Genomic DNA, 24,195 nt, shown 5'->3' on the forward strand with positions numbered 1-24,195 from the left:
CTAGATTGCAACGCTTCCCAACTGCTCTGGGATCCCAAGTTCTTTCCAATCAGGAGAGATAAGAGTTGCCGCTCAAAAATTTGAGCGATGGTTTGCTACCGGTGGAGAAGAAAGTCGTGGTGAAAAAGCAAGCTCTTTGGCGAGGCTGGGTGGGCATTGCCGCTGTGGCCCTGCTGGGATCCGGCCCTGCCTATGCCCAGTTGCGGCTGATCCCTGAGGCGGCGCGGCAGGTCTACGAGGCCTTGCCAGATCTGCCTCTGGAAAACACCTATACCCCCGTGAACCCCAATGACGGCGGCCCCGCGCCTGAGGAAGATACCTTGGTGCGGCGGATGATGGTCTATCACTTGCAGGTGGTCGGTCGCTCTCCTACCGACCGCTTTGACTGGCAACTGACGCTAGCAGACTATCTGGACGCCAACGAGCCGATAGTTGCCCAGCGCTACCCCGGTGCCGAGCGGCTGACGGTCAACCCCTATGCCCAAGACAAGGCAGCCGTGCAAGCCCTGAGCCGGCAACAGCGACAGGCCCTGCTGCGGGAGCTTGTGCTCGCCTTCGGCGGGGATCCCGATCCCAAGCCCCTGTACATTCCCGCCGACTTGAATCCTGTCCCCGCTCCTGCCACTCCAAAACCGCTGGAACGCTTGCCGATTCCCGGCGCTGGATCCGCCGACCTACTTCGGCCCTAGAGGGAGTCTCCCCTCACCCCCGGCCCCTCTCCCTGAGGGAGAGGGGAGCTAGGATTTGACGTAGCGAACGGCTTATTCAAATGGTCACGGCTTTTTTGGGAAGTGCCCCCTTTAATCCAAAGTCTTTCCAGTGTAGTTTTCAATGCAGCGCAAGAACAGCTCTACCCCAATGCCGAGGGCAGCTTCGTCAAAGTCAAAGCGGGGATGGTGATGGGGATAATCTAGCCCTTTGGCAGGGTTGGCGGATCCCAGGAAAAAGTAGCAGCCGGGCACCTCGTTGAGGAAAAACGAGACGTCCTCGCCGCCCATGGTCATCTCTGGAATAATCGCCGCTTCTGAACCGAACAGCTGGCGGGCGGCTTGTTCTACCAGGGCTGCCATGGCCGGGTCATTGTGAACCGCCGGATAGCCCCGCTCGTACTGGAACTCGTAGGTGGCCCCATAGGCTTGGCAAATGCCGGCCACGATTTCTTCTATACGTCTTGCAAGCAAATCCCGCACTTCCGGCTGAAAGCTGCGCACGGTGCCCCAAATTTCTGCCCGGGGAGCAATGACATTGAAGGTGTCGCCGGCCCGGAAGCGGCCCACCGTCACCACCGCCGGCTGCAGCGGATCCACGTTGCGGGAGACGATGGTCTGCAAAGCGCTCACAATGTGGGATCCCACCACAATGGCGTCCACCGTCTGCTGAGGAAGAGCGGCATGGCCACCGCGCCCAATGACCTCGATTTGAAAGCGATCGGCAAAGGCCATCGAGGGGCCGCTTTTGACGCCAATGGTGCCCAGAGGTCGGTTGTTCCACAGGTGTAAGCCGAGGATGGCTTCTACATCTGGGTTCTTCAGCACCCCCGCTTCCACCATTGGCTTGGCTCCGCCGGGGCCTTCTTCAGCAGGCTGGAAAATAACTTTGACGGTGCCTCTGAGGCTTTGGCGGTGCTGCTGCAGCAGCTTGGCGGTGCCCAGGGCAATGGCCGTGTGGCCATCATGGCCGCAGGCGTGCATAACGTTGGGGATGGCGGAACGGTATTCGACCTCGTTGGCTTCGTGAATGGGTAGGGCATCCATGTCGGCCCGCAGCGCCAAAACCGGCCCTGGCTCTTCTCCCGCGATGGTGGCCACAATGCCGGTGTGGGCGATGCCGGTCTGGTGCGGGATCCCCCAACTTCTCAGGCGGTGGCTGATGTAGGCGGCGGTTTGCTTCTCCTGGAAACCCAGCTCTGGATACTTGTGCAGGTGGCGGCGCCAGGTCACCAACTCCGGCTGTAAGGCTTGAACGGCAGGGCGAAGGGCGGGAACTTCCATGGCTATCCTAAAAAACGCTTAGACAAGAGTCAGCCTGGGGAAGATCTTCCTTCCCGGTTGGTTTCCTAGAAGCTGTTTAGAGCATGACTCTAGTCAATAATAAGCTCAACTATACTGAAAATAATGTACAATATGTTCAGTACGGATTACTACCAGTTGATCTTTCTGTTTACTTGCGAGTCTGCCAACATGGTAGCCAAAGCAAAGCAGAAAATTGGTAGTAAGACGACACGGAAACTGCGCTTTGGGTATTCTACTCAAAGCTTTGCGGGATACCGCCATTCTGTTTGGAAACAAACAGAATGCTATCGCTGCATAGTTGAACAGTGATGTTCAGCAGTGTTCAGCGTAAATGTATCAGTTACATGTCGATTCCGTCCAGTATGGCAAAAGTTTTGCCAGGGCTGTTTCTCCCTAGGCCCACCGGGATCCAGTTTCTGGCGGCAGATCTTGCCAGCGGCCCGGCCCCACGGCGCGCAACGCCTCTGGCAGGGAGATAGCTCCTGAGTAGAGGGCCTTGCCCAGAATGGCTCCGGCCAAACCCGGCAAGCTCAGCAGGGCAAGCAAATCGGTGAGCGAGCCAATCCCCCCGGAAGCGATAACCGGCAGGCGGGAGACAGCCAGGATCTGGCGCAACTGCTCTAGGTTGGGGCCGGCCAGGGTGCCGTCCCGGCCAATGTCGGTGTAGATGATCCCGGCAGCCCCTTGGGCTTGGACCCGTTGCACCAGCTCGGTGGCGGCTAGGGGAGTGGTGCTCAGCCAGCCGCGGGTGGCTACCTGACCTTGGCGGGCGTCGATCCCCACCCAGATGCGTCCCGGCAAAGCCTGGGTCATGGCCTCCAGCAGGGCGGGATCCTCTACAGCCACCGTGCCGACGATCACGCGCTCCACCCCCAAGTCCAGCAACTGCCGCGCCCGCTCCAGGGATCGGATCCCACCCCCCACCTGTACCGGGATGGCCAGTTTGCGGACAATGTCTGCAATGATGGGCAGGTTAACCGGATCCCCGCTTTTGGCCCCGTCCAGATCCACCACATGCAGGCGAGGCGCCCCTTGGGTGGCCCAGATTTCTGCCTGCTGGACGGGGTCGGCGGCCACCTGCTCGGCTTGGGCGTAATCGCCTTGGTAAAGACGCACGGCGCGGCCTTGTAAAAGGTCGATGGCGGGGATCACCTCGAGAAAGGCACTGGCGTGAGGCATGATGGGATCCCTGGAGAAGAGCTTTTCCAGTATCGCCTGAGTATTGACACTCCCACCGCCTAAAGGCGGGGGATGCTTACGCAGTCCACAAAAGAACCCGCAACGGCGTTGTCAAAGCGCCTCTAGACAGTTCCTTAACGCAAAGCCCCAAGGTTCTGCTGACTTTCTTAAGCAGGTTGGCGGCAGCATTTGCCTCAGCGTTGACCAACCACCCCTTTGCCGTTTGGTACAGGCCCCGCTTGACACGCTTTCCAGAGGGTCTCCACCCGTCGGGTTTTTCACCATAATTAGGTAGCTCATCTCCATCTAGGAAGCTTGCCTGCGAGCTGTACGCCTCCTCTACCTCAATAAACTCCATGCCATAATGCCGACATAATTGCGCAATACGCTCCTTGAACCGACCTGTTGGAATGAAAACAAAGTTTTGGTTAAAACCGCATTCTTGTTTTTGTTCTTTGTTCCAACCTAAATAAGCGATAGTGCGAGAGGAAAGTCAACGGTACAATCACTACAACCATGGTGTGGGGCTAGCGGTTGTTTATCTTATTTTTTGGCCAAAGAGAAGGAAAAAGGTGTTGGTAGGAGAAGTCAGGAAGAGGTTGTTTGAGCTATGAAACTATATCAACGACCCCCATCATGGGTAAGCGACTAAAGTGGCTAGCGGGCTTTTCCGGCGCGCACTCAAGTGCGGGGCTAGCAAGCTATCCTCTTGTGTTTGCCTTTGCCGGTATTTGGGAGCGCTGGCGCAGCCCACAAGGGGTGGAGATAGAAACTTGCGCCATCCTCAACACGCCGGCCATGATGGAGCCTTTCCACGAGCGGATGCCGGCCATTTTGACGGAAAACGACTACGACCTATGGCTGGATCCACGGGTGCGGGATCCCAAGCTGCTGTTGCCCCTGCTCCGCCCCTACCCGGCAGAGGCCATGGCCGCCTACCCCGTCAGCACCCATGTGAACAACCCGCGCCACGAGGATCCCACGTGTCGTGCTCCCATCGGAGAAGCTGGGCAGGGATCCAACCTCAGCGAGCCCGCTGGTAGCGCATCCCCGGCAGTTGCACCAGCCAGCCTTCCAGTTCCATAAGCAGCAGGGTGCTGGAGAGGGTGGCAATGTCCATCTGGGTGGCCTGAACCAGGGCGTCGAGGCTGAGGATTTCGTTGCCCAGAAGCTGCCAGAGAAGCTGCTGCTGGGGATCGCTGGGGCCGAAGGAGGGGGGCTGTTCTGGGGGAGGGGATCCCTGAACCAAATCCAGCTCTTGGAGCAGCTCCTCAATCCCCAGGATCATGCCGGCGCCGTTGCGGATGAGCTGCAGACAGCCGCGGGCCGCCGCTGTGTCGATATTCCCCGGTAGGGCGTACACTTCCCGACCGTAGTGGTTGGCCAGGTGGGCGGTAATCAGCGCCCCCGAGCGCTCTGGGGCCTCCATCACCAAGGTGGCGCGGCAGAGGCCGGCGATGATGCGGTTGCGCTGGGGAAAGTGCTCCTTGGCCGGCGGCGTGCCGGGAGGATATTCGCTGAGGATGGCCCCTTGGGCCAGGATGCGCCGGTAGAGAGCTTGATGGTGAGCTGGGTAAACTTTGTCCACCCCCGTTCCCACCACGGCCACCGTCTTGCCGCCGGCATCCAGACAGGCCTGGTGGGCAATGCCGTCGATCCCCGTTGCCAGCCCCGAGACCACCACACAGCCAGCTTCCGCCAGGGCAGCGCTGACTTTCTGGGTCCACTGTCGACCGTAGGCCGTAGGGGCGCGGGTGCCGACGATGGCAATAGCCGGCTGTTGCCAATTGGGACATTCTCCTAGGGCATAGAGAATGGGCGGGGGATCTGGCACCTCCCACAGCAGCGGCGGATAGTCCGGATCTGCAGGCGTGAGAAAGGGGATCCCCGCTTTGAGGGTTTCCTCCAGGATCTGCTCGGGATCAAGGCCAGGACGGGCAGAGACAATAGCCTGGGCCAGGGTGGGGCCGATCCCTTCCACCTGCTGCAGGGCCGGGGCATCCGCTTGCCAAGCTCGTTCCAGGGATCCAAAAAACTCCGCCAGCCGCTTGAGCCGGTGGGGGCCAATCCCTTTGATGCGGGCCCAAGCTAGCCAGTAGGGCCGCTCCCGTTCTTCATGGCCTGGCCCACGGGAAGGCTCCCTCTTGCCAACAGGATCTGAAGGGGAAAGGGGAAAAGACAATTTAGCTCTGCGCAGTAGTGGCCGTATCTTAAAATGATTGGCAAAAGGAACGCTTGGCAAAAAAGCAGGAGATGGGTAGATGTCAGGGTTGGATCCCGCCGGTAACCTTCAAGGATCAAGGCAGCTGCGGTTTGGGCGGATGCGCCAAGCTTGGGTGTGGGGGGCCTATCCCCTGCTGTGGCTGTTGACCTGGGTGGGATCCCGCTCGGCCCAGCCCCAGTTTTTGGGGATCCCGGCCTGGTATTGGCTGGCGGCATTGGCTGTCCTGCTGTTGGTACCTCTTAACTTCTACATTGTGCGCGTTTGCTGGCCGAGAGGCGGAGATGAGTAACACGGTTTTGAGTCTGGGTGTGGTGGGGGCATACTTGCTGCTGCTGGCGGCCATTGGCTTCTGGAGCTATCGCCACAGCGGCCAGGATCCGGTGAGCTATTTTTTGGCAGGGCGGGGGTTGGGATCCCTGGCTCTAACCTTGACGACGCTGGCGACGCTGCTCAGTGCCTTTACCTTCATTGGGGTGCCGGCAGATGCCTATACCCACGGCCTAGGGATCTTCCTGGGGGTGGGAGTGACCACCGCCTTCATTTCGGGGCTGTTTTTGTGGGTGGGCTACCGGGTATGGCTAGCAGCCCAACACTTTGGCTTCATCACCCCTTCCGAGTTTTTCGGCCACCGCTTCAACAGCCCTCTTTTGGCTCTACTCTACTGCCTTAGCGCCCTGACGTTTACCGCCCCCTACATCAGCATCCAGATCATTGGCGGAGCCCGCACCCTGGCGGCTGTCTTGGGGGAGGGGATTCCCTACTGGCCCTTGGCAGTGGTGGTGGCGCTGGTGATCTTGGGGTATGTGCTCTTTGGCGGATCCCAGGCGGTGGTCTGGACGGACGTGGTGCAGGGGATCATCTTGATTCTGGGGATGGGGGTGGCCTTTGTTGCAGTGGCTTTCTCCCTAGGGAGAGAAGCGGGTAGCGAACTGGATCCCTGGCTGAGCTTGCCCGGCCTCAATGGGCGCTGGAGCTGGCAGGGGCTATTTGGCAACCAGTTGCTGTTTTTCATGGCCACGCCCCTTTTCCCGCAATTTTTCCAGCGCTTCTACATGGCCAAAAGTGCCCGGCCCTTCCAGACCCTGATGGTAGTCTGGCCGCTGCTGATTCTGCTGGTCTTTTTCCCGGCAGCTCTTCTTGGGGTTTGGGGCCGCCTGGCTTTTCCCAGCCTGGAGAAAACGGATCAGATTATGCCCATGATGTTGCAAACCCTGCCCAGCGGCGTAGCAGCGGTGGTGATTACGGCGGCCCTGGCTGCTCTCATGTCCACAGCTGACTCCCAGCTTCTCACCGCCAGCTCCCTAGTGACGCGGGATCTGGTGGTTACCTTCTTCAGGCGCCAGCTTTCCCCCCACCAAGAAGAGTTGCTAGGCCGCTGGGTGGTGCTGGGGATCGGCCTAGCTTCCTTTGTGATTGCTCTTAACCCGCCGGGGCTGATTGTGGAGATTGCCACCTGGAGCTTTCAGGGCAACGCCATGCTGTTCCCTGTCTTAATTGCCGGCCTGTACTGGAAGCGGGCTACCCGCGCCGGGGCAGTAGCCGGGGCCCTCGTCTCCAGTGGCCTGACTTTAGGTTGGCTGTCGGGTCTGTTGCCGCGGGCTTGGACAGGGGGCTGGTTACCCGTAATCCCGGCAGTGGTGATCGGCAGTGGGGTGTTAATTGGCGTAAGCTTGCTTACCCAGCCGCCCAAGGAGCAGGTGACCGCCTACTACGAGGAAGGGCCTTGGGGAGAGTAGGTTATTCTTTATCGATCAGCTCAATCAACGCTTTTCCAGGTCTGCCGGTAGCCAGCCAGCTTGAGCCAGGCCGTTGAGAAATGCGAAAGTCCCTCCTAGAAAAAGCAAGCCCATCAGGCCCGCCAAGGGGTTGCCACCAATCCCCGTTAGCCACGCTGGCGCCCTGCCGGTGTAGTCTATCCAGGCCAAGTTGTTGACCCAGGTGATGCCCCACACCCAGCCGGCGTGCAGCCCCAGGCTGAGTCCTAGCTTGTTTTGGTTCCACACCTTGGCCTGGGCCAGCAGCAAGCCCATCAGCCATAGCCCCGGAAACTGGGGCCAGGTGGCGAGAATCTCCGCCAGCGGCTTTAAGAAATGGGCCAAAGCAAAGAGAAGGCTGGATCCCCACAGAGCGCTTGTCCAGCCGTAGTCCAAGGCCATCTCCTGCAGCAGCCAACCGCGGAACAACAGCTCTTCCGCCAGCGCCACCGCCAGGCCCACCCCTAACCCCAGCAAGCCATAGCCGAGCAGGGATCCCCCTGCCACCGGCTGCCAGCTCAGCCAGCCCAGGGCACCCTCTAGGCCAAAGAGCAGAAAAAGCCCGCCAACACCCATCCCCAGGCCCCAGAGGATCCCAGCCCGGCAGGCCCAACTCTTGTCTAAGCCATAGGCGGCAAACCCGGATCCCCACAGCCACAGCCAAAGGAGCAGCAGGGCATACAGCGGCAGCCAGAGGTACTCTCGCCCAAAGAAAAACCCCCCTAGGCCGACCCACGGCAGCCAGGCCAAAAGGGGGATCCCCAAAAACAGCAACAGGCGCAGCGGAAATGGAAAAGCTTTTAGTCTGGCAATCTGCAGGCCCACCCAACCCGCTCCTAGTTAGCGTTCCGGCTCGATCGAGCTGGTGAGGCCGTGCTGGCGCAACTGCTCGCAGTAAAACTCCGCATGCTCCCGCGGCACCACGATGACCACAGCAACGCCGTTGTTGTGGGCTTCCAGCATGATTTCGGTGGCTTGCGGCGGCAGCATCGATGGGATCACCTTCACCAGCACCTGCACCACGTACTCCATGGTGTTGACATCGTCGTTGTGCAGCAACACCCGGTACATGGGCATGTGCTTCGGGGTTACAGAAGGCTTAACCAGAGTCTCCGTAGCCACGACGATCCCTCCTTGGGTCAACAAGAGGTTCTAGAACGCAAAACCGGAAAACAGAGCCAAAAAGCAAAAAACCTTAATGGAATTTTAGCCTTCTCAGCAAGGGTTGTGAAAAGCCGGCGCACGGAGGTCGGCGTTCTTAAACAGAAGCTAACCCAGTTTTCACCGGCCCACAACCTCAGTTTGGGCGCAAAAATGCTTGACTGAGGGCGGTTGGCCTTTGTTGCGGATCCCTTTACATTTGCCTGCGTCCCTGAGGTGGGTCTCATGAGTTCCCTGCGTTCCCGTCGCTTTTTCCTGCAGTTGCTGATGTTTGGAGGTGGGGCAGCTGCCCTGGCTGCCTGTGGGGGCACCTCCAGTTCCTCCATTCCCCCCCTGGGAGAGCCCGGGTTCCCTCAAGGGGTATTTGCCGGGGATCCCACCGCAGAAGGGGCGGTGCTTTCCACGCGGGTGATCCCGGCCAGTGCAACAGACACGGTTGCGGTGACGTTGCAGGTGGCTGAATTTGCCGCAATGAGAAGTCGGCCAGACCGATGCGGGAGCTTCGCCGGATTTCTGGTCAGAATTGAGGGATCCCTGCTCTACTCGGGATCCCTTTTTTTGTAACTCTTTTTCGCGATTTTCAGCATGAGATTCTTAAGATCCTTAACGTGATCTGGATCATTCGGGAGAAACGGATCTGGGTGCTATAGTGTGAGCGTTGAGGTGGATCCCTGTAGAAAATCTATCTCCGTTTTTCAGTAGGAGGGCAGTCTTATGGCTTCGGTGCGGGGCTGGTTGGTGGCAAGCCTGATAGGGGCAGCCGCGGTTGTCGGGGGTGCTGCCGCCTGGGCTCAGAGCCGTAGTTTGTGGCTTCTTAATGGACAATCGACCGTAGTTACAGGCTATTTCTACCGAGGTGAAAACATCTGGGCGCAGTGCGACCAGGATTGCTTCGATGTGGATCTGGTGCTTTACGATGCCAGCGGTCAGGTGGTGGCTGCAGACGAACTGTTGGACGATTTCCCCATCGTGCAGGCGCCCTACGAGGGCAACTTTTCTGTCAAGGTGATCATGGCTAGCTGTCTCCACCCCAGTGGTTGTGCTGTGATCGTAGACTCGGACTACAGCTTCTAGAAGGGTGCTGGCTGTCCTCACTTCGCTGCTACTGCTTAGGAACTCAGTCCGTAGCCTAGGCTGCTTTGTGAGCAGCTTCCTGGACTTTGGCGTGGGTAAACTTGCTCAGGCCGTGGATGGTCTTTTCCCAGTAGAAGGGCTTGGTAAAAAGCTGCCACAGGGCCATATAGGCTGCGATGGAGTGCAGTTGCCAATAGATGGGGTTGAGCAGGGCATAGAAGGCCAGATCGTAGTAGCCGCGTCGGAAGACAGCCACCAAGTTTAGGTAGATCCCGATGGCATTTCCTACCAGGAGATTGAACAAGCCTAGGTAGATCAGCCAACTCGGGAAAATGTTTTGCAGCCAATGGGCGCGGGTGAGCAGCCAGTAAATAAACAGCAGCCACATGATGGGGCTGGTGAGGAAGGTAAAGAAGCTGCCCCCGATAAAAAATTGGTAGGATAGCCAGTTTTTGAGGCCCAGCTTGCGCAAGGAGCGCAGGGGGTTGCGGTTGTGGACCAGCCAAGTTTGCATGTAGCCTTTGATCCAGCGGGAGCGCTGCCGGATCCAGTTTTTAACGGCACAGTTGGCCTCTTCGTAGGTGGTGGAGTTGATCACGCCCACGGTATAGCCGTGCTGGCTGGCGCGGATGCCCAAGTCGGCGTCTTCGGTGACGTTGAACGGATCCCATCCCTGCAGCTCCCGCAGGCGGTCGGTGCGGAAATGGTTGCTCGTGCCACCCAGGGGGATGGGCATTTTCAGAGTTTCCAAGCCTGGCAGGAGGTAATCAAACCAGTAGGAATACTCCAGGGTGAACATGCGGGTGAGGAAGTTCTCGTTGCGGTTGAAGTAGTTAAGGGCAGCCTGGACGCAAACCAAGCTGGGATCCCCTTTTTTGAAGGCGATGATCGCTTTTTTGAGTTGGTCGGGGTCGGGGATATCTTCAGCGTCGTAGATGGTGAGGTATTCGCCGCGGGCAAAGGCCAGGCCGTAGTTGCAGGCTTTGGGTTTGGTCTTGGGCTTGCTATCTGGCACGATGAGCAGGCGCACGTAGCGGGGGGGCTTGGCAGCCCGGGCCGCCTCAATGGTGTCTCGGTCGTTTTCCTCCAACAGAATAAGCACATCCAACCGCTCGTGGGGGTAATCCAGCTTGGAGAGGGAGTTGATGAGAATTGGCATCACTTCTGGCTCTTTGTAAACCGGCACCAGGATGGTGTAGATGGGCAAGGTGTGGTCATCGAGGGCGGCCACTTCTTCATCGGTAATCTGGTGGAAGCGATCGGCGGATCCCACTAGGCTGAGCAGCAGTTTGAACAGGATCGAAGCGACGTAAAAAAGATTGATCAGCAGCACCAAAATGGTCAGAGTCGTCCAGGGAGCAGTGGCCAACCCCAATAGAAATAGCAGCAGCAGGCCGTAGCCCACTGCAATCTGAGAAGGAGTAAACACCCGCGAGGCCGATTCTTCTGGCAGGCGGGCCATGAGCTTGTACACCGCCTCTTGGCTGAAGCGGGATCCCTGGTCTTGGCTGAGCAGTTGCGTGATATCCTGCTCGGTGCCCAGCACCTTTTCAATCCGCAAGCCTGGCCGCCAACTGTAAAGGATCTCATCCACCGCCCAGTCCAGGGGGTCATTGACCATCACTGTAAGGGTGTGCTCATCCGTCCAGCTCAAGGGGTAGAAGAGGTGGCGCATCATCACCTCGGGATCAAACTGCCGGCTCAGGCTCTCGTCGCGGTGGAGCAGCCCTGTCCCCATTAGTTCTGAAACAGCGGGGTAGCCCAGCAAATGGGCTAGGATGCTGAGATACTCGGGGGTGGAGAGGTAGCTCAGCCGGGTCAGCACCTGCCCCAGGCTGGAGCCGGTGCGGCGGCGGATGTCCAAAGCCTGCTGCCACTGCTCTAAGGTAAGACGACTGCCCAGCAGTTCGGCGGCCAGCTTGCGCTCAAGGATGACCGTCAGGATCTGCTTTTCGGTAGCCGGGATCTCCCAGAGTTTTTCTGCTTCCGGGCACAGGCGTTTCACAGCCTGCCAAACGCCGGGGTAGCCCGGCTCTTCAGTGGCCACGACAACGGTTTGCGGGTTGAGCCAGCCACAGGGCAAAAAGCGCACCGGCACCAGATCGATAGGCTCGATCAGCCAAGGCAGCTCTGGATCCAGGGAGTGCTTGAGCAGCCAGTCTCTTAGCTTGGGCCGATCCAGAATCTGGCGACACAGGTCGGCGAACTTGTCGGGGTGCATGACCCGCAGGCTCCAAAGAGCCCTAGGCAAGGAGCAACTAGCTGCTTCGCGATACTCCTCAGCCTTAGCCAATTGCTGCCGGGTAAGGTAGCCCGTGCGCAAAAGCGAGGATTTGAGGGACTGGAGCATAGAGCGTGGCTGGAAACCCTATTCGCGCAAGTGGGACGGAGTCCTTGCTTGACTCAAGTCTGGTTTAACCGGAAGTCCTCTGCCAACCCCCCTAGGAAAGGGTGGGCGACTCAGGGCGGCGGGCCAAGCGTTGGTAGGTATTCCAGGCTCCTACTGCCAGCAAAAGGGCCAGCAGCAGCACTAACCAATAGCGGTATTGCCACAACAAAAGCTGCCAACTGAAGCGACCGGGGTAGCGCACTCGATAGCCTGCCGGGGTGAGATCCCAGCTCTGTACCTGGGTGAGCTGGGGGGTGGCAGCGTAGGCAGTGAGCACATTTCCCTGCAGTTGGCTGGCTAGGCGACTGCGCGGATCGGCAAGGCCACGGCTGAGGCGTTCTGCCAAAGCTGGATCGGATCCCCACCAAGACAGCCACAGGGTGGGCTTGCCCTGAACCAAAAAGTACTGCAGCAGGCCAAGGTTTTCTTGTGGTTGAGCAGCCAGGGCCACCTGCTGGTTTAAGGGATTGAGGATCTCAAACTGGGATCCCAGCCGAATGGGGCTATTTAGATCCACCTGCTCTGGGGCGGCTACCAGGATTTGCCAAGCGAAGTTTCCGCTCTCCAGTTTGCCTCCCTCTTTGGGCAGAAACTTCACGGCGGGCAAAAGCGGTCGGGCGGCCAGCCGGCTCAGGGCCCCAACCAAATAGGCAGCAGCCGGCAGCAACTGCGGATCCCCCAGCCACACTTGGCCCGATCCCCGCAGCACTGCTGGAATCTCTTGCAGCTCCCCAGTGGGAGCTTGGTAGCCACTCCAGAGAAGGCCAGAGCTATCCGAGCGCACCTGGACTGTTAGCGGTGTCAGGGATCCTCGACAATTACCGGGGCTGGCGCCATAGTCAAAGCGGAGCTCCAGTTGATTAAAGCGGCGCAGCAGGCGGGTGGGCAGGGTAACGGTCTCGTTGAGCTGGGTGCGCCCGGTTAGGTTGTAGGTGCGCAACAGAACGCCATTCAAGAACACGTAGCCCGTCAGGCGATCCCCCACTCGGCCATCCACCGGGTTCATAATGACGTCTAGTTGCGCCGCCAGATCCCGCGGCCGTCCCCCTAATTGGGACAGGTTGAAGTTGAAGACCAAAGACTGGCTGCCAAACCCCCGCAGCAGGGGATCCACGATCCCCAGCTCACGGAAGCTGAGGCGGTTGGCCCTGAGAGCTTTCTCCAAATCGGATACTGCTACCACCTGGATCCCTCGGCTCACCAGACCTGCCCGCTTCCACTCTTCATAGAGGGCAAGAATGGACTCGCGGCGGGCGGCTACCCGTAGGCGGGATCCCTCGGGGGTAATTTCATGCTGCAAGTGGGGGGTGAAGTTGGCCGGTTCTAGGGTAACTTGAGCTCCTGTAACCGGGCGGCTGCTCCAGAGAATAGGGGTCTGGGGAAAGAGGTGGGAAAGCAAGCTATACAGCCAAAGGGCCGCTTCTGCGGCTTCAGGAGTGAGGTTAGCTGGCACCACCAAAGTGAGCTGGGGGTATACCAGGCGCAGAAAGCCAGCCACCGTGGTATCCGGAACGCGGGGCACCAACTCAAAGAAACTGTCCCGCCCCACCGTCAGCAACAGATTGCCGGTGTTGAGATCGGCGCAGATGTCGTCGGTGATGCTCAAAAACGGCTGCACCGACACCGTGATGAAGCGCTCCCCTGGGGGCAGGGCCGGGATCGGCACCCGCACCACTGGCTCCTGCCGCAAATCTCCCACCAGAAAGATCCCCGCCAGCTCGTCGTTGATCAGCACCCGCACGGTAGAGGTGGGCTTGAGCACCGGCGAGGGATCCAGGCGCAACTGGACAAAGCTGGCTTCCGGGTCGATGCCGTTGATGGGCGCAGGGACGGTGACATCCAGGCGCGGGTTGGATCCCTGCAGCAGCACCGAACGCTCGTAGCCCAGCCTCTGGAAAGAAAGAGGCTCCGCCCCCACTGCCTGGGTCGGCACGCAGCAGAGCAAGCCGGCCACCAGCCATCCCCACCGCCTTCTTGCCTGCCTCACCTCAGCCATTTGCTGGATCCCCAGAACCTGCCCCGACGACAAAAAAAGCCTAGACCCAAAGCAGGGGCAACTGCCAAGCTTTTAGAAGTATATGGCGCAATAGTTATCAATTGGCCACAGGAGAGCCCTCTCGCTCAGGAACTGGCCTAGGCGCGGTCGTAGTCATCCTCAAAGCGCACGATGTCGTCTTCCCCAAGATACTCCCCGTTCTGCACCTCGATGACGACCAAAGGGGTAGTGCCAGGGTTTTCCAGGCGGTGCTTGGTGCAGGGGGGAATGTAGGTGGACTCGTTGGAGCTCAGCAGCATCACCTCTTCTCCACGGGTAACCTTCGCTGTGCCCCTGACCACGATCCAGTGCTCGCTGCGGTGGTAGTGCATCTGCAGGCTGAGGCGATGGCCGGGCTTGACCTCGATGCGCTTGATCTTATACATCGGGCCTTCATCCAAGACGCAGAAGGAGCCCCAGGGGCGGGTCTCAGCCTGGGAGGGCAAAAGCTCCAGCGCCGGAATTGCCGCGTTGTCCCTGTCCCGCGCAGACTGTAGCATTGAGGTCACACCCTGTTCCCGTTCAAAGACCTTCCTATCTTCACCTGCAGCCCGCCAACTTTTCATCGACCATTTTGCTGAACCCAATACGCCAAAATGCGTAGAAGAAACGCCTCAAAAAAGGGAAAACTAGTCTAGCTTTGTAGGGATCCCAAAACACGTCCATCGATCCCAAATAGTTTTTCTGAAACTTGTTGGCATTAAGTCACTCCTTGGGATTCGATGAGGTGTTCAAGTCTCCTAGAACTAATTGTGAAGTTTAGCTAAGTTTGTTCGTGAAGCATCTATGTTTGCAACTCAGCTTAAAGCCTTCTGGAGGCTCGTTGCGCCGGCAGGGATCCCCTTGCTGCTCCTAGCTGGCCTTTTGTGGGGGCTCAAGGAAGGCTGGGGCTGGGTAAGCCTGGAGATGCAGTTTCTTGGCTACAAGGGATCCGTAGCCGCCCTGGGGCCGGATCCGCGCCTGCCCATTGTCGGCACCACTTTTCCCCCTTCCCTGGTGCTGGCCACAGCCATCTTGGGGCGATCGCCGCTGTTGCTGCAGGCCATTTTGGGAGCCCTGTTGTTGGGCTGGATGGGGCAACAGTTGCGCCGTCTGCCCGCTGGCCTGGGGTGGCGCTGGCTGTGGGGCTTGTTGCTGCTGCTGCAGCCAGCTTTGATCCTGATGCTGCTGCGTAGCCCCGCCTGGACGGCCACCTCGCTTTTGCTGGGGGTGAACATGGCCTTGTTGTTTCCCCTGGCCGATGAGAAACAAGCAGTGGAGAAGGATGAGCTGCCCGTTACGCTGCGGCTGCTGCTCATTGGCCTGACCTTGGGGCCTCTGATGGTGCTGCGCTGGGAAAGTAGCTGGCTGCTGCCCTGGCTGGCGATAGCACTGCTATTAGCTTTTCGCCGCGAATCCTGGGGCTTTCGCTGGACTTCGCTTTTGGTGGCAGGCTTTGTCAGTCTGGCCTTGATCCTGAGCTGGCTGTACGTCAACTGGCTGTCGGTGGGGGATCCCTGGGCCTTTACCTTTCAGGTGGGCAGTGGCCTGCGGCTGCCGCAATTGCGGGAAGACTTGCAGCAGGTGGGTGGCTGGCGAGGGCTGCTTGAAGCGGGGAAGTGGCTGGCGCTGCTGGCTCCTGCCTATTTGCTGTTGGGGATGGGATCCCTGTTGGGTCACGGTTTGGGCCGTCGCGTCTGGGCCTTGATCTGGGGGATGCCGCTAGGGCTCCTCTTGGCTTCCCTAGGGCAAGGGCTGTTTCTGCCAGAGCTATGCCGTTTTGCTGTTTTCTGGGTACCCTTGCCTCTTGGGATGAGCGCCTACCTCGCTCGTGGAGCTGGTTCTCGTTGGGCTAGGTGCCTGTTGATCACCGCTCTCTTGGGGCTGAACTGCTTGACCGCCGGCTATGGGCTAAGCCAAGAGTCGGGTTTTTGGGCGCCCTTGGTAGCCGAAGAGCGGGATCTCTGGGAGCGACTGGTGGCAGGGGTAGCACCCATAAGCCCCCAGTTGGAAGCTGCCCAAGACCTGTACGAAGTAACTCCTAGCGGGCAAGCTCTAGAAACATGGCGAAGACAGCGCCAGGAAAAGCGCCAGGTGGGGCAATATCTCCGTCGCCACCTATTGCCCGGCGAGAGGGTGCTGGTGGACGACGACATCCACTTTGAGGCTATCTTTTGGGCAAGAGACCCGCGCCTGTTTCTCACCCCTCACCAGTACGAGTTTGCCCTGGCTTTGCAGCACCCCCAGGAGCGGGTGGACTACTTGCTGGTGGCGGGGCCAGCGGATCCCTTGCGGAGTGTCGATCGCATCCTGCAATTTTGGCCTGGGCTTACTTTTGAGGGGCTGCCGGGCTTCAGGGAGGTCTACAGCTCCCCACAGGTGCGGCTGTGGGCCCGCCAGGTAAAGCTTGAGGAGGAGACGGAATGAGCTGGAGACGACGATGGCCGAGGCGACAGGTGCTGCAGATGGGCGGAGCGCTGCTAGCTGCCTATGGAGTTGCCAGCTGTGGTCAAAGCTCCGAAAGCGTTGCCCTTGGGAACCTGAACTTGTCAAAGCTGCTGGCCCGCTGGGAAGTGGGCATCGGGGCAGATCCCGGTCGCTTTCTCTGGGAGATTGAGTCGGATCCTCAGGTGGCGGCAGTGGCGCAGGGGTGGGATCCCCATTTCTTGAGTGGCTGGCTCAACAGCTTTGACCACCGCCAGGGGGATCTCTCCTTTTGGCGCAACTGGCACCAGGCCGGGCTTTTGCGGCAGTGGTTTGAGCGGGGCTATACTCTCCACATCATCACCTGGGAAGACGACACCCACCGCCCCTGCGGCGACTACCACATCTCCCAGCAGTTTATCCAAGACGTAGCCGAGCTGGCGGGGTATATTGCCCAAGCCAACCCCCAAGGCCGCCCTACCTACTGGAGCTTGGCCACCGAGTTCTCCTACTGGCGCATCCCTGCCGATACCTACAACGCCGACACTGCCCCCTACTACCAGGCTCTCATGCGCAACGTCCTAAGAGCTCGCCAGGCCATCAAGGAGCGTTTGCCAGAGGCCGAAGTGGCCCTCTGTTGGGGCGGGTGGATTGCCACCTTCGACGATCCCCAGCGCGGGTCGGGGCGCAGCATGGTGGAGCCCTTTGCCGAGACCCTGAGCCGGATGGACGGGATCGCCTTCCAGTCCATGCGCCAGCGGCGGCCAGGGGAGTTTAACCCAGAGCTGAACGGGCCGGATCCGGGCAACCCTGAGCAGATCCGCCTCTGTTGCCGCCTGTTTTCCCCCATCCACTCCAACCTGATGTTGGCCCACTACGAGCCATCGATTAAGGACAAACACCCCAACGGCGGTCGGGCCGACACGGTCCAGGTGGACTTTGCGATCATGAGCCGGCGGGAGTGGCTGCAGGAGGTGTCGCAACTGGGGCTGCGGCGCATGTCTCTCATGCACTACGGCCTCTACAAGGGGGATCCCTATGGGGCGCTGACAGCAGCGCGGCAATTCCGGGCCCGGGTAGGTTTGCCAGCTGTTGCCAGGAGGGTGTAGCCGTGGAGACGAGGACCCAAAACGGCCTTTGGCAGATACAATCCCCCTTGGCGGCGCTGTTGTTGGGGATCCCCAGATGAAGCCTTTTGCCATAGCAAGAAGCTGGCTGCTGGGCCTAAGCCTTGTCTTGGGTCTGGAGCTGCCAGCCTGGGCAGGCTGTGGCTTTCCTCGCGGAGAAGGGAAGACGTTTTTCTCGCTGCAGCCCGAGGTGTACCAACCCCGCACTCGCTTTGACCAGGGGGGACGCCTGCAGCAGGCCCCTTCAGAGTACGGCGAGACCCGCCTCAACCTGTTTGCCGAAACCGGCCTCAGCGATCGCCTCACCCTCAACCTCAACACCAGCTATGTTTTCCTGGAAAACCGCTTCGCCAGCGGCGACCAGCTCGTGACCCAGCGCAACCAGGGCCTGCGGGATCTGGAACTGGGCCTGCGCCATACTTGGGGAGAGGGGGATCCCTTTTTCTCAGCTCAGTTGACGGCCCTCATCCCGCCTGGATACGCCACCGAAAATACCCCCCTGCCCTTGGGGTACGGAGTCTTTGGCTACGACTTCAGCTTAGGAGCGGCAGCCAATGTCGAGCTGGGATCCCTGCCCGCCTTTTTCGACTCTTGTCTTACGTTTCGGGATTACCTGGGCTATCCGGGCGACCGCCTCAAAGCCAACTTGACCTTTGGAGCGGATCTCAGCCCTGAGGTGCAGGCCATTGTGGCTCTGGATGGCGACTTTACCCTCGGCAACGGCGCCCCTTTGCTCTTTGGGGATGTGGCAGTGCAGGATCCCGACTACGACAGCCTCAAGCTCTCCGGCCAGCTCAACTGGCGGCTACAGGGAGGTCTGACGCTGGGGCTGGGCGGGTTTCAATTTCTAACAGGCCGCAACACCAATGCCGGCGGCGGCTTCACTGGCTATGTGTGGCTGAGTTACTAAAACCCAACAAAATGTTGCGGGATATCCGCCTCGGTAACAGGGATCCGCAGCGCCAGATCTAGGATGAGTCTTGGCAGCTGTTGGCCAGGAGAACGGATCCCATGCCTCGCTTTGAAAACATCATTGCCGCCATCGACGGCAGCGGCCCCACCGAGCAGATGGTGCATACCCTCCTGTCCTTGCCGGCCTTTGCCCAGTGCCACGTGACGCTGCTGCATGCGGTGCCTTCCCAGACTTCTGCCGAGGAGATGCGGGCTGCCTGGCAAAAGGGGCAGGAGCTATTGGCCCAGACGCTGCAGACCTTTCCCCCGCGGCCTGGGCTGAAGATTAGCACTCAACTGGTGGAAGGGGATCCCAAGGTGGTGGTGCTGCAGGTGGCGGAATCTCTACCCAATCCCCTGATTGTCATGGGATCGCGGGGGCGCAACCGCATCATGGCCATTTTGCAGAACTCGGTCAGCCAATACGTGTTCCAGCTCGCCTCCTGCCCCATGCTGCTGGTCAAAGACGACGCCTACGTCAAATACCCCAGCCACGTCATGGTGGCCCTCAACAACTCCCCCGCCGCCCAGGCCGCCTTTGCCACGGCCCTGGATCTAGTGGCCGGCATCCCGGGAGCCCAGATTTTCCTAGCCTCTGTGCAACTGGATGCCGATGCCCAAGCTCGGGACGAAACCCTAGACCGGGCAATCGCTACCCTCAAAAGTCGCCAAATTGGCCACCGAGTGTTAACTGCCGTCGGCGATCCCGGCGCCGAGATCGTGCGCCTGGCGGAAGAGAGCAAGGCCGACCTGCTGGTGATGGGATCCCCAGATCGCCGGCCCAGCATTGCCCGCAGCATCCCCGATTTGGATCGCCTGCTGGGGCGCTCCATCTCCGACTATGTGCGGGTGCACATCGGCTGCCCCGTGCTGATGGTGCGGTCTGCTCAAGACTAGAGACTGGTCACTCCCTAAGGCAGGATAGAACGGCGCTCCGTCACGCGGTCGCTTTGCTGCTGGCGATCCGGGCTGACGGCCCAAGCCTCGAAGATGAGCTCAGGGACGCCAGGGGGGATGGTCATGCGGGTGAGGGCTTGCCACCGCCCCTGCTCGTCGCGGGAGAAGTCCAACAACCACCGGGGGCCATCCACCAAAGAGCGGGTGTGACCGTGCTTGACCCAAAACTTAATCCACAAAGGAGGCTGAGCGGTGGAGCTACTGGCAGAATTGACGGAAGCCGGCAAACGCAGCACTACATCGAAGTTGTCACCTGCCCGCAGTTGCTCAGGCACCACCAGTTGCGGCGCCGGGCAAGCTCCCGGCACCTGCGGGGAAAGAGGCGAGGTTCCCGGACTGGCGGCGGCGAGCGGTGGCGGCGGAACCGCCTCCTCGCGAGGTGGCTCAGGTTGGGGTGGTGGAGAAGAGGATGAGATGGGCACTGGCCCAACCTCAGGTTGGGCGGCAGGTTCGGGCGCGGTGTCTGCTAGGGAGGCTGGGAGCTCTTCTGGCTGAAGCGGGCCCAAAACTTCTCCAGCCTCCTCTTTTTCCGCAGGGGCGCTGCGCTGCGAGATGCGCAACAACTTCTGCAGGGTGCGTTCGGGGGACAGCAAGGGTGAGGGCGGGGAAGAACTGCCGGCTGCGGCTGGCGTTTCTTCTTGCCGCTGCTGACCGGCAGGGATCCCTGGGGAGGGTGGGAGGACTTCCCCCTGGCCGCGACAGCGAACGGAAAAGGAGATCCGCAGCGGCTCTGGATCCGACCAGGAAGAGGGAGTGAGGCGCAGTTCCCCCCGCAGCGGACGGCTCCAGGTATGGCTCGGCAGGGTGATGGGAATGCTGAACACTGCCGTCCGGGCTTCAGTCGGAAATTGAATCAGCCGTTGCCCCTCGAAAACCGGGCTCTGCTCCCCTTCATCTTCTTGCCAAACTCGTACCCGCAGCTCGCCACTACAGCCAATCCGCCCCGTCACCACCAGCACTTCCCCCGGAGATCCCTCCAATTCGCTGTGCATCAGGGAAAACAGCTCTGGCGGGATGGCAACCTCTTTTTTCTGAGCCAGCTCAGGAGGTTCAGACGCGACTTCTTGGGCCGCCGGGGATAGTGCCTGTTTCCGCTGCACCGGGGCGGGCACAACCTGGAAGCGCAGGCAATTGTTCAGCTCCGCCTCGCCAAATAACTCGGCGATCAAATCGGCATCTCGGCAGTGCAACTCCCAAAAACCAGGGGCGAGGTGGGTGGCCGGCAGGATGACGCCGATCCCCTCCTCGTTGGTGCGAACAGAACGGGTTTGCATGAGCGAGGCGGCTGTCTTGGGGTTGGCTACCGCTGGGGATCCGCTATTTTCGGTCGGCAGAGGGCGCTGGCGGACTTCCACTGTGATGGTGAAGTGGGGCTGGGGAGAACGGGCAACGATGGTGTAGGTGTCCTCTTCCAAAATGGCTCCCTCGGCTGGTACCGGCTGCCAGTCTTCTCGGCCGTTGCGCCGCACCCAAAAACTCAACATCGCTCCCTCACCTCTGGGACACCAAATACTTCACCAGGTCAGCTTGCAAGAGGGTTTGCTGCTGCCCCGTGGGCAAGTGCTTGAGCTGCACCTCCCCGGCCGCAGCTTCCGCATCCCCCAGCGCGACAGCCCAGGTCGCACCGCTGCGGCTGGCCCGCTTGAACTGCTTGCTGAAAGCGCTGCCGCTCAGATCCAGCTCGGTGCAGAAGCCGGCTTGGCGCAGAGCTTGGGCAATCTGAAGGGATTGGGCCTCCGCTTTGGCGCCGCGGGAGATCACGTAAACCTCGACCGATGTTGGCGGAATCTCCTGTTGTTTCTTCTGCAGCAGCAAAACCAGCCGCTCCAGGCCGATGGCCCAGCCCACCGCCGGGGTGGGAGGCCCGCCCAGCTCCTCCACCAGACCGTCGTAGCGGCCACCCCCACAGACGGTGCTCTGGGATCCCAGCTCCGGCGAGACGATCTCAAAGGCGGTGTGGGTGTAGTAGTCCAGGCCGCGCACCAGGTAGGGATCCAGCTCATAGGGAATGTCTAGGGCTTGGAGATGGGCCTGCACTTGCTCGAAGAAGGCCCGCGAGTCAGCACTGAGGTAATCGGGCAGCTTGGGCCCTTGTTCAGCAATGGTGCGGGTATGGGGATCCTTGCTGTCGAGGATGCGCAACGGGTTGCGGACAAGGCGCTCCTGGGAGTCCGGATCCAGCTCTTCCTTCAAAGGGGTAAGGTAGTCCACCAGGGCTTGGCGATAGGCCCGCCGATCCTGCGGATCCCCGAGGGAGTTGAGCCGCAAGGTGAGGTTTTCCGCCCCCACTGCCCGCAGCAGATCCCAGGCCAAGGCGATGACCTCGGCATCGGCGCGGGGATCGCGGCTGCCCAGCAGCTCCACCCCCAACTGGTGGAATTGGCGCTGCCGCCCCGCCTGGGGACGCTCATAGCGAAACATCGGCCCACAGTACCAGAGGCGCTGCACATCGCCGGCCACCTGCAACCCATGCTGGATGTAGGCCCGCACCACGCCGGCGGTGTTCTCGGGGCGCAGGCTCACCTCCTGCTCGCCGCGGGTGCTAAAGGAGTACATCTCCTTGCCCACCACGTCGGTGGCGCTGCCAATGCTGCGGGCAAAGAGTTCTGTCAGCTCCAGAATCGGGGTGCGGATCTCCTGGTAGTTGGCTCGCCCCAAGATCTCGCGGGCGCTGGCCTCCACCTGCTGCCAAAGCCGTACCTCCTGCGGCAGGATATCTCGGGTGCCGCGCACCGCCTGGATCATCTCCATGCCTGTTCTCCCCCGCCCAGAACCACGGCTTGCTGCGCCAATGGTCGGCGTCAGTTTTTTCCTATCAACTCAATTATCGATTATCGGCTATCGGCAGCCGCGTTCCCCATTGCCGACGGGGCAAGCTGAGCCTGAGCTAAACCCCAACAGGAGTAGGTGGCGGCCACTTGGCTGCTGGCAGCCACAGCGGCGGTGGTGGAGCGCAAAATGGTGGTGCCCAGGGAAACCGGCACTCCGCCATGGGCTTCCGCCTGACGGCGCTCGGCCTCCGTCCAGCCGCCTTCTGGGCCGATGGCCACCGCCAAGACGGGATCCCTCTCCGAGAGCCTCAGCTTCGGCAGGGCTTGCAGCAGGAGGGGAGCGTTCTCCCGCGCCACAGCAATGCCCCACCAATCGGCTTTGAGCTCGGCCAGCCAACTTGTCCAAGGGGTAGGGGGATCAACCTGGGGCCAGCGCAGCCGCTCACATTGTTCGGCGGCCTCCTGCACAATTTTCTGCCAGCGTTCCCGCCGGCCCCATCCCGGCTCCACCACGGTGCGCTCCGTCAGCAGAGGGGTAATGCGCGCCGCTCCCAGCTCGGTGACCTGGCGAAACACCTCGTCAAACCCCGGCCCCTTGACCACTGCCAAGCCCAGATGCAAATAAACGGGCAGCTCCCGCGGCAGCGCCTCCACCTCGCCCATAACCTGGGATCCCTGCGGCTGCCAATGGGCCAGCCACAGCTTGCCGGAGCCATCCAAAACCAAGAACGGATCCCCCGGCTTGAGGCGGCGCACCCGCTGCAAGTAGTGCTCTTGCGGGCCGGTTAAATGGAGAACACCGCCGGCATCCCGTTGAGCCGGGTCGATGGCCAGGCGGGGCAGAGAACTCAGGTCATGCGTGCGTTCAGACAGCACCATTCTCCCCGTCGCCAGAGGGCTGCCACCGCCCATTCGTTGGCCTCCAACATCTCCGCCACCAACTTGGCCTGCTCGAGGAGGATACCGCTGAGGATCAGCCACCCCCCCTTTTTCACCACCAGGCCAAACTCTGGGATCATATCCAGGATCACGTCCGTCAGAATGTTGCACACCAGCCCGTCCACCATCTCGGGAATGTGCTCCAGGCTCCCCTGGGCCACCACAATGCGATCGGTGAGGCCGTTGAGGTCGCGGTTGTGGAGCGTGGCCTGCACCGCCAGCGGGTCGATGTCCACCGCAAACACCCGCTTTGCCCCCAAAAGAGCCGCCGCCACCGACAAAATGCCCGATCCACAGCCCACATCGGCCACTGTTACCCCCTCTGTGCCCGCCCCCAGGCGCATCTCCAAAGCCTCCAGGCAGAGCTGGGTGGTGGGGTGCGTGCCCGTGCCAAAGGCCATGCCCGGATCCAGCCGCAACAGGAGACGACCGGGATGGGGGGGGGGATCCAGCCAGGCCGGACAGATGAGCAGCTTGTCCCCAACTGGCTCGGGCTGCCAGTGCTGCTTCCAACTGTTGCTCCAATCCTCCGCTTCTATGCGTTCCCAGCGCAGTTTGGGGATGGGCTGGCCAGCCACAAGGGCGTCTTGCCGCAGGCGCAGCGCCAGAGCGGCCAAATCCAAAAGGGTGGCGCGGAACCAGGGCAAATAGGCGTGAATGCTGATTCGATCTTCGCCATGAGCCTGGCTGGCCATGCCCTGACAGCCAAAGCTCTCCAGCCGCCAAAAGATCTGATCCTCCTGGGCAGGGGAAGCGATGATGTTGAGAGCCCACCAGGCCCCACCGGGATCCGGCGCTTGGGCAGGCGAGAGCAGGCTGGGGTCGGCAACGGTTGTGCTCACGGGGATCCCTTCAACAAACCTAAGGAAAACCGAAGTTTTGGCTAACAGAATAGCGCTCCAAGTTGCCAGCAGGCTAGCACTTAATCCAGCACTCTATATCAAAAATTGCAGTTCTCCCCTCAATTCATAGTTTAGGCTTTAAGAGCCTGCCCCACTGTTCCTGGTTGGTCTGGGATTTGAAGGCGCACACCCGTCGGCTTGGCAGCGACGCAGGGATGGACTTCCCCCCAATTGGGGGATGGCCCTCAGCGGTTCCTTGGATGCCCAGCTCGGCCTTGTGAGATAGATTAAATCCAAAAGCATTGAACAAGAATTGGGTACAGCGTTGACGTGCTTTCCAGCCTCAGTGATTTTACTGATAGATGAGGTTTGGCCGG

The 24,195-nt window shown here is 60.4% G+C and carries 22 protein-coding genes and 2 pseudogenes; 12 read left to right on the forward strand and 12 right to left on the reverse strand.

From position 1 onward, the window contains the following. Nucleotides 1-65: 65 nt before the first annotated feature. Nucleotides 66-689, forward strand: a complete 624-nt coding sequence (locus tag NW846_RS03045) for a hypothetical protein (protein ID WP_228375336.1) — start codon at nt 66-68, stop codon at nt 687-689. A gap of 111 nt (nt 690-800) precedes the next feature. Here the strand turns inward: NW846_RS03045 and NW846_RS03050 are convergent, their stop codons facing one another. Then, nucleotides 801-1,991 (reverse strand): M20 metallopeptidase family protein, encoded by a 1,191-nt coding sequence (locus tag NW846_RS03050; protein ID WP_011431307.1) that lies wholly within the window; start codon nt 1,989-1,991, stop codon nt 801-803. Between the two features lie 135 nt (nt 1,992-2,126). Here NW846_RS03050 and NW846_RS03055 point away from each other — a divergent pair. Next, a pseudogene (locus NW846_RS03055) lies at nt 2,127-2,310 on the forward strand (hypothetical protein); the annotation flags it as partial. A 95-nt stretch (nt 2,311-2,405) separates the two neighbouring features. On the opposite strand, the gene hisA reads toward NW846_RS03055, so the two are convergent. Continuing rightward, nucleotides 2,406-3,191: a 1-(5-phosphoribosyl)-5-[(5-phosphoribosylamino)methylideneamino]imidazole-4-carboxamide isomerase gene (gene hisA, locus NW846_RS03060; RefSeq protein ID WP_011431306.1), complete on the reverse strand. Its 786-nt coding sequence runs from the start codon at nt 3,189-3,191 to the stop codon at nt 2,406-2,408. Between the two features lie 479 nt (nt 3,192-3,670). Between hisA and NW846_RS03065 the strand changes: the two are divergent. After that, nucleotides 3,671-3,802: pseudogene (locus tag NW846_RS03065) on the forward strand (IS200/IS605 family transposase); the annotation flags it as partial. A gap of 100 nt (nt 3,803-3,902) precedes the next feature. Continuing rightward, nucleotides 3,903-4,277: an SOS response-associated peptidase family protein gene (locus NW846_RS03070; RefSeq protein WP_240531061.1), complete on the forward strand. Its 375-nt coding sequence runs from the start codon at nt 3,903-3,905 to the stop codon at nt 4,275-4,277. Here NW846_RS03070 and dprA read toward each other — a convergent pair. Further along, entirely contained in the window at nt 4,216-5,373 is a 1,158-nt protein-coding gene (gene dprA / locus NW846_RS03075; protein ID WP_414515287.1) for a DNA-processing protein DprA, read from the reverse strand. The genes NW846_RS03070 and dprA overlap by 62 nt on opposite strands. A gap of 139 nt (nt 5,374-5,512) precedes the next feature. On the opposite strand from dprA, the gene NW846_RS03080 reads away from it, so the two are divergent. After that, the gene (locus tag NW846_RS03080; protein WP_414347844.1) at nt 5,513-5,704 is read left to right on the forward strand and encodes a hypothetical protein; all 192 of its coding nucleotides are present in this window, start codon (nt 5,513-5,515) and stop codon (nt 5,702-5,704) included. Further along, nucleotides 5,697-7,151 carry a sodium:solute symporter family protein gene (locus NW846_RS03085; protein WP_414347847.1) on the forward strand — a complete coding sequence of 485 codons (1,455 nt, stop codon included), beginning with the start codon at nt 5,697-5,699 and terminating at the stop codon, nt 7,149-7,151. Before NW846_RS03080 ends, NW846_RS03085 begins: the two co-directional genes overlap by 8 nt. Nucleotides 7,152-7,175: 24 nt before the next feature. Here NW846_RS03085 and NW846_RS03090 read toward each other — a convergent pair whose 3' ends face one another. Together NW846_RS03090 and clpS are read right to left on the reverse strand one after the other, a co-directional pair. Next, the gene (locus NW846_RS03090) at nt 7,176-7,994 is read right to left on the reverse strand and encodes a lysostaphin resistance A-like protein (protein ID WP_414347849.1); all 819 of its coding nucleotides are present in this window, start codon (nt 7,992-7,994) and stop codon (nt 7,176-7,178) included. A gap of 15 nt (nt 7,995-8,009) precedes the next feature. Next, a complete protein-coding gene (gene clpS / locus NW846_RS03095) occupies nt 8,010-8,291 on the reverse strand; it encodes an ATP-dependent Clp protease adapter ClpS (protein ID WP_011431300.1) in 282 nt (93 codons plus the stop codon). Between the two features lie 264 nt (nt 8,292-8,555). Here clpS and NW846_RS03100 point away from each other — a divergent pair, with 264 nt between their 5' ends. Next, nucleotides 8,556-8,894, forward strand: coding sequence for a hypothetical protein (locus NW846_RS03100; RefSeq protein ID WP_414347852.1), 339 nt, complete (start codon nt 8,556-8,558; stop codon nt 8,892-8,894). A 150-nt stretch (nt 8,895-9,044) separates the two neighbouring features. Next, complete coding sequence (locus NW846_RS03105; RefSeq protein ID WP_414515289.1) at nt 9,045-9,404, forward strand: hypothetical protein; 360 nt, start codon at nt 9,045-9,047, stop codon at nt 9,402-9,404. 55 nt (nt 9,405-9,459) lie between these two features. Here the strand turns inward: NW846_RS03105 and NW846_RS03110 are convergent, their stop codons facing one another. The 3 genes from NW846_RS03110 to NW846_RS03120 form a co-directional block, all read right to left on the reverse strand. After that, entirely contained in the window at nt 9,460-11,754 is a 2,295-nt protein-coding gene (locus tag NW846_RS03110) for a glycosyltransferase family 2 protein (RefSeq protein ID WP_414515291.1), read from the reverse strand. Nucleotides 11,755-11,845: 91 nt separating this feature from the next. Next, nucleotides 11,846-13,789, reverse strand: coding sequence for a cellulose biosynthesis cyclic di-GMP-binding regulatory protein BcsB (locus NW846_RS03115; RefSeq protein WP_414515293.1), 1,944 nt, complete (start codon nt 13,787-13,789; stop codon nt 11,846-11,848). A 137-nt stretch (nt 13,790-13,926) separates the two neighbouring features. Next, nucleotides 13,927-14,328 carry a phosphomannose isomerase type II C-terminal cupin domain gene (locus NW846_RS03120; RefSeq protein ID WP_414515307.1) on the reverse strand — a complete coding sequence of 134 codons (402 nt, stop codon included), beginning with the start codon at nt 14,326-14,328 and terminating at the stop codon, nt 13,927-13,929. 286 nt (nt 14,329-14,614) lie between these two features. Here NW846_RS03120 and NW846_RS03125 point away from each other — a divergent pair, with 286 nt between their 5' ends. The 4 genes from NW846_RS03125 (at nt 14,615) to NW846_RS03140 (ending at nt 19,206) form a co-directional block, all read left to right on the forward strand. Further along, on the forward strand, nt 14,615-16,234 hold the full coding sequence (locus NW846_RS03125) for a hypothetical protein (protein ID WP_414348528.1): 1,620 nt from the start codon (nt 14,615-14,617) through the stop codon (nt 16,232-16,234). A 119-nt stretch (nt 16,235-16,353) separates the two neighbouring features. Beyond that, nucleotides 16,354-17,340, forward strand: a complete 987-nt coding sequence (locus NW846_RS03130) for a hypothetical protein (protein WP_414515295.1) — start codon at nt 16,354-16,356, stop codon at nt 17,338-17,340. Between the two features lie 76 nt (nt 17,341-17,416). Beyond that, entirely contained in the window at nt 17,417-18,268 is an 852-nt protein-coding gene (locus NW846_RS03135) for a hypothetical protein (RefSeq protein ID WP_414346173.1), read from the forward strand. Between the two features lie 101 nt (nt 18,269-18,369). Further along, on the forward strand, nt 18,370-19,206 hold the full coding sequence (locus NW846_RS03140; protein WP_414346171.1) for a universal stress protein: 837 nt from the start codon (nt 18,370-18,372) through the stop codon (nt 19,204-19,206). A 14-nt stretch (nt 19,207-19,220) separates the two neighbouring features. Here the strand turns inward: NW846_RS03140 and NW846_RS03145 are convergent, their stop codons facing one another. The 4 genes from NW846_RS03145 to prmA all read right to left on the reverse strand — a co-directional run bounded on the left by NW846_RS03145 (nt 19,221) and on the right by prmA (nt 23,791). Then, nucleotides 19,221-20,750: a hypothetical protein gene (locus NW846_RS03145; RefSeq protein ID WP_011431289.1), complete on the reverse strand. Its 1,530-nt coding sequence runs from the start codon at nt 20,748-20,750 to the stop codon at nt 19,221-19,223. 7 nt (nt 20,751-20,757) lie between these two features. After that, a complete protein-coding gene (hisS, locus tag NW846_RS03150) occupies nt 20,758-22,017 on the reverse strand; it encodes a histidine--tRNA ligase (RefSeq protein WP_099812814.1) in 1,260 nt (419 codons plus the stop codon). Nucleotides 22,018-22,097: 80 nt separating this feature from the next. Next, the gene (locus tag NW846_RS03155; protein ID WP_414346168.1) at nt 22,098-22,916 is read right to left on the reverse strand and encodes a 16S rRNA (uracil(1498)-N(3))-methyltransferase; all 819 of its coding nucleotides are present in this window, start codon (nt 22,914-22,916) and stop codon (nt 22,098-22,100) included. Continuing rightward, entirely contained in the window at nt 22,886-23,791 is a 906-nt protein-coding gene (gene prmA, locus NW846_RS03160) for a 50S ribosomal protein L11 methyltransferase (protein WP_049749840.1), read from the reverse strand. Before prmA ends, NW846_RS03155 begins: the two co-directional genes overlap by 31 nt. Nucleotides 23,792-24,195: the final 404 nt, after the last annotated feature.

Origin of the sequence: Synechococcus sp. W60.3 (assembly GCF_047502615.1) — a bacterium.
In the GTDB taxonomy this organism is placed as follows: Bacteria; Cyanobacteriota; Cyanobacteriia; order Thermostichales; family Thermostichaceae; genus Thermostichus.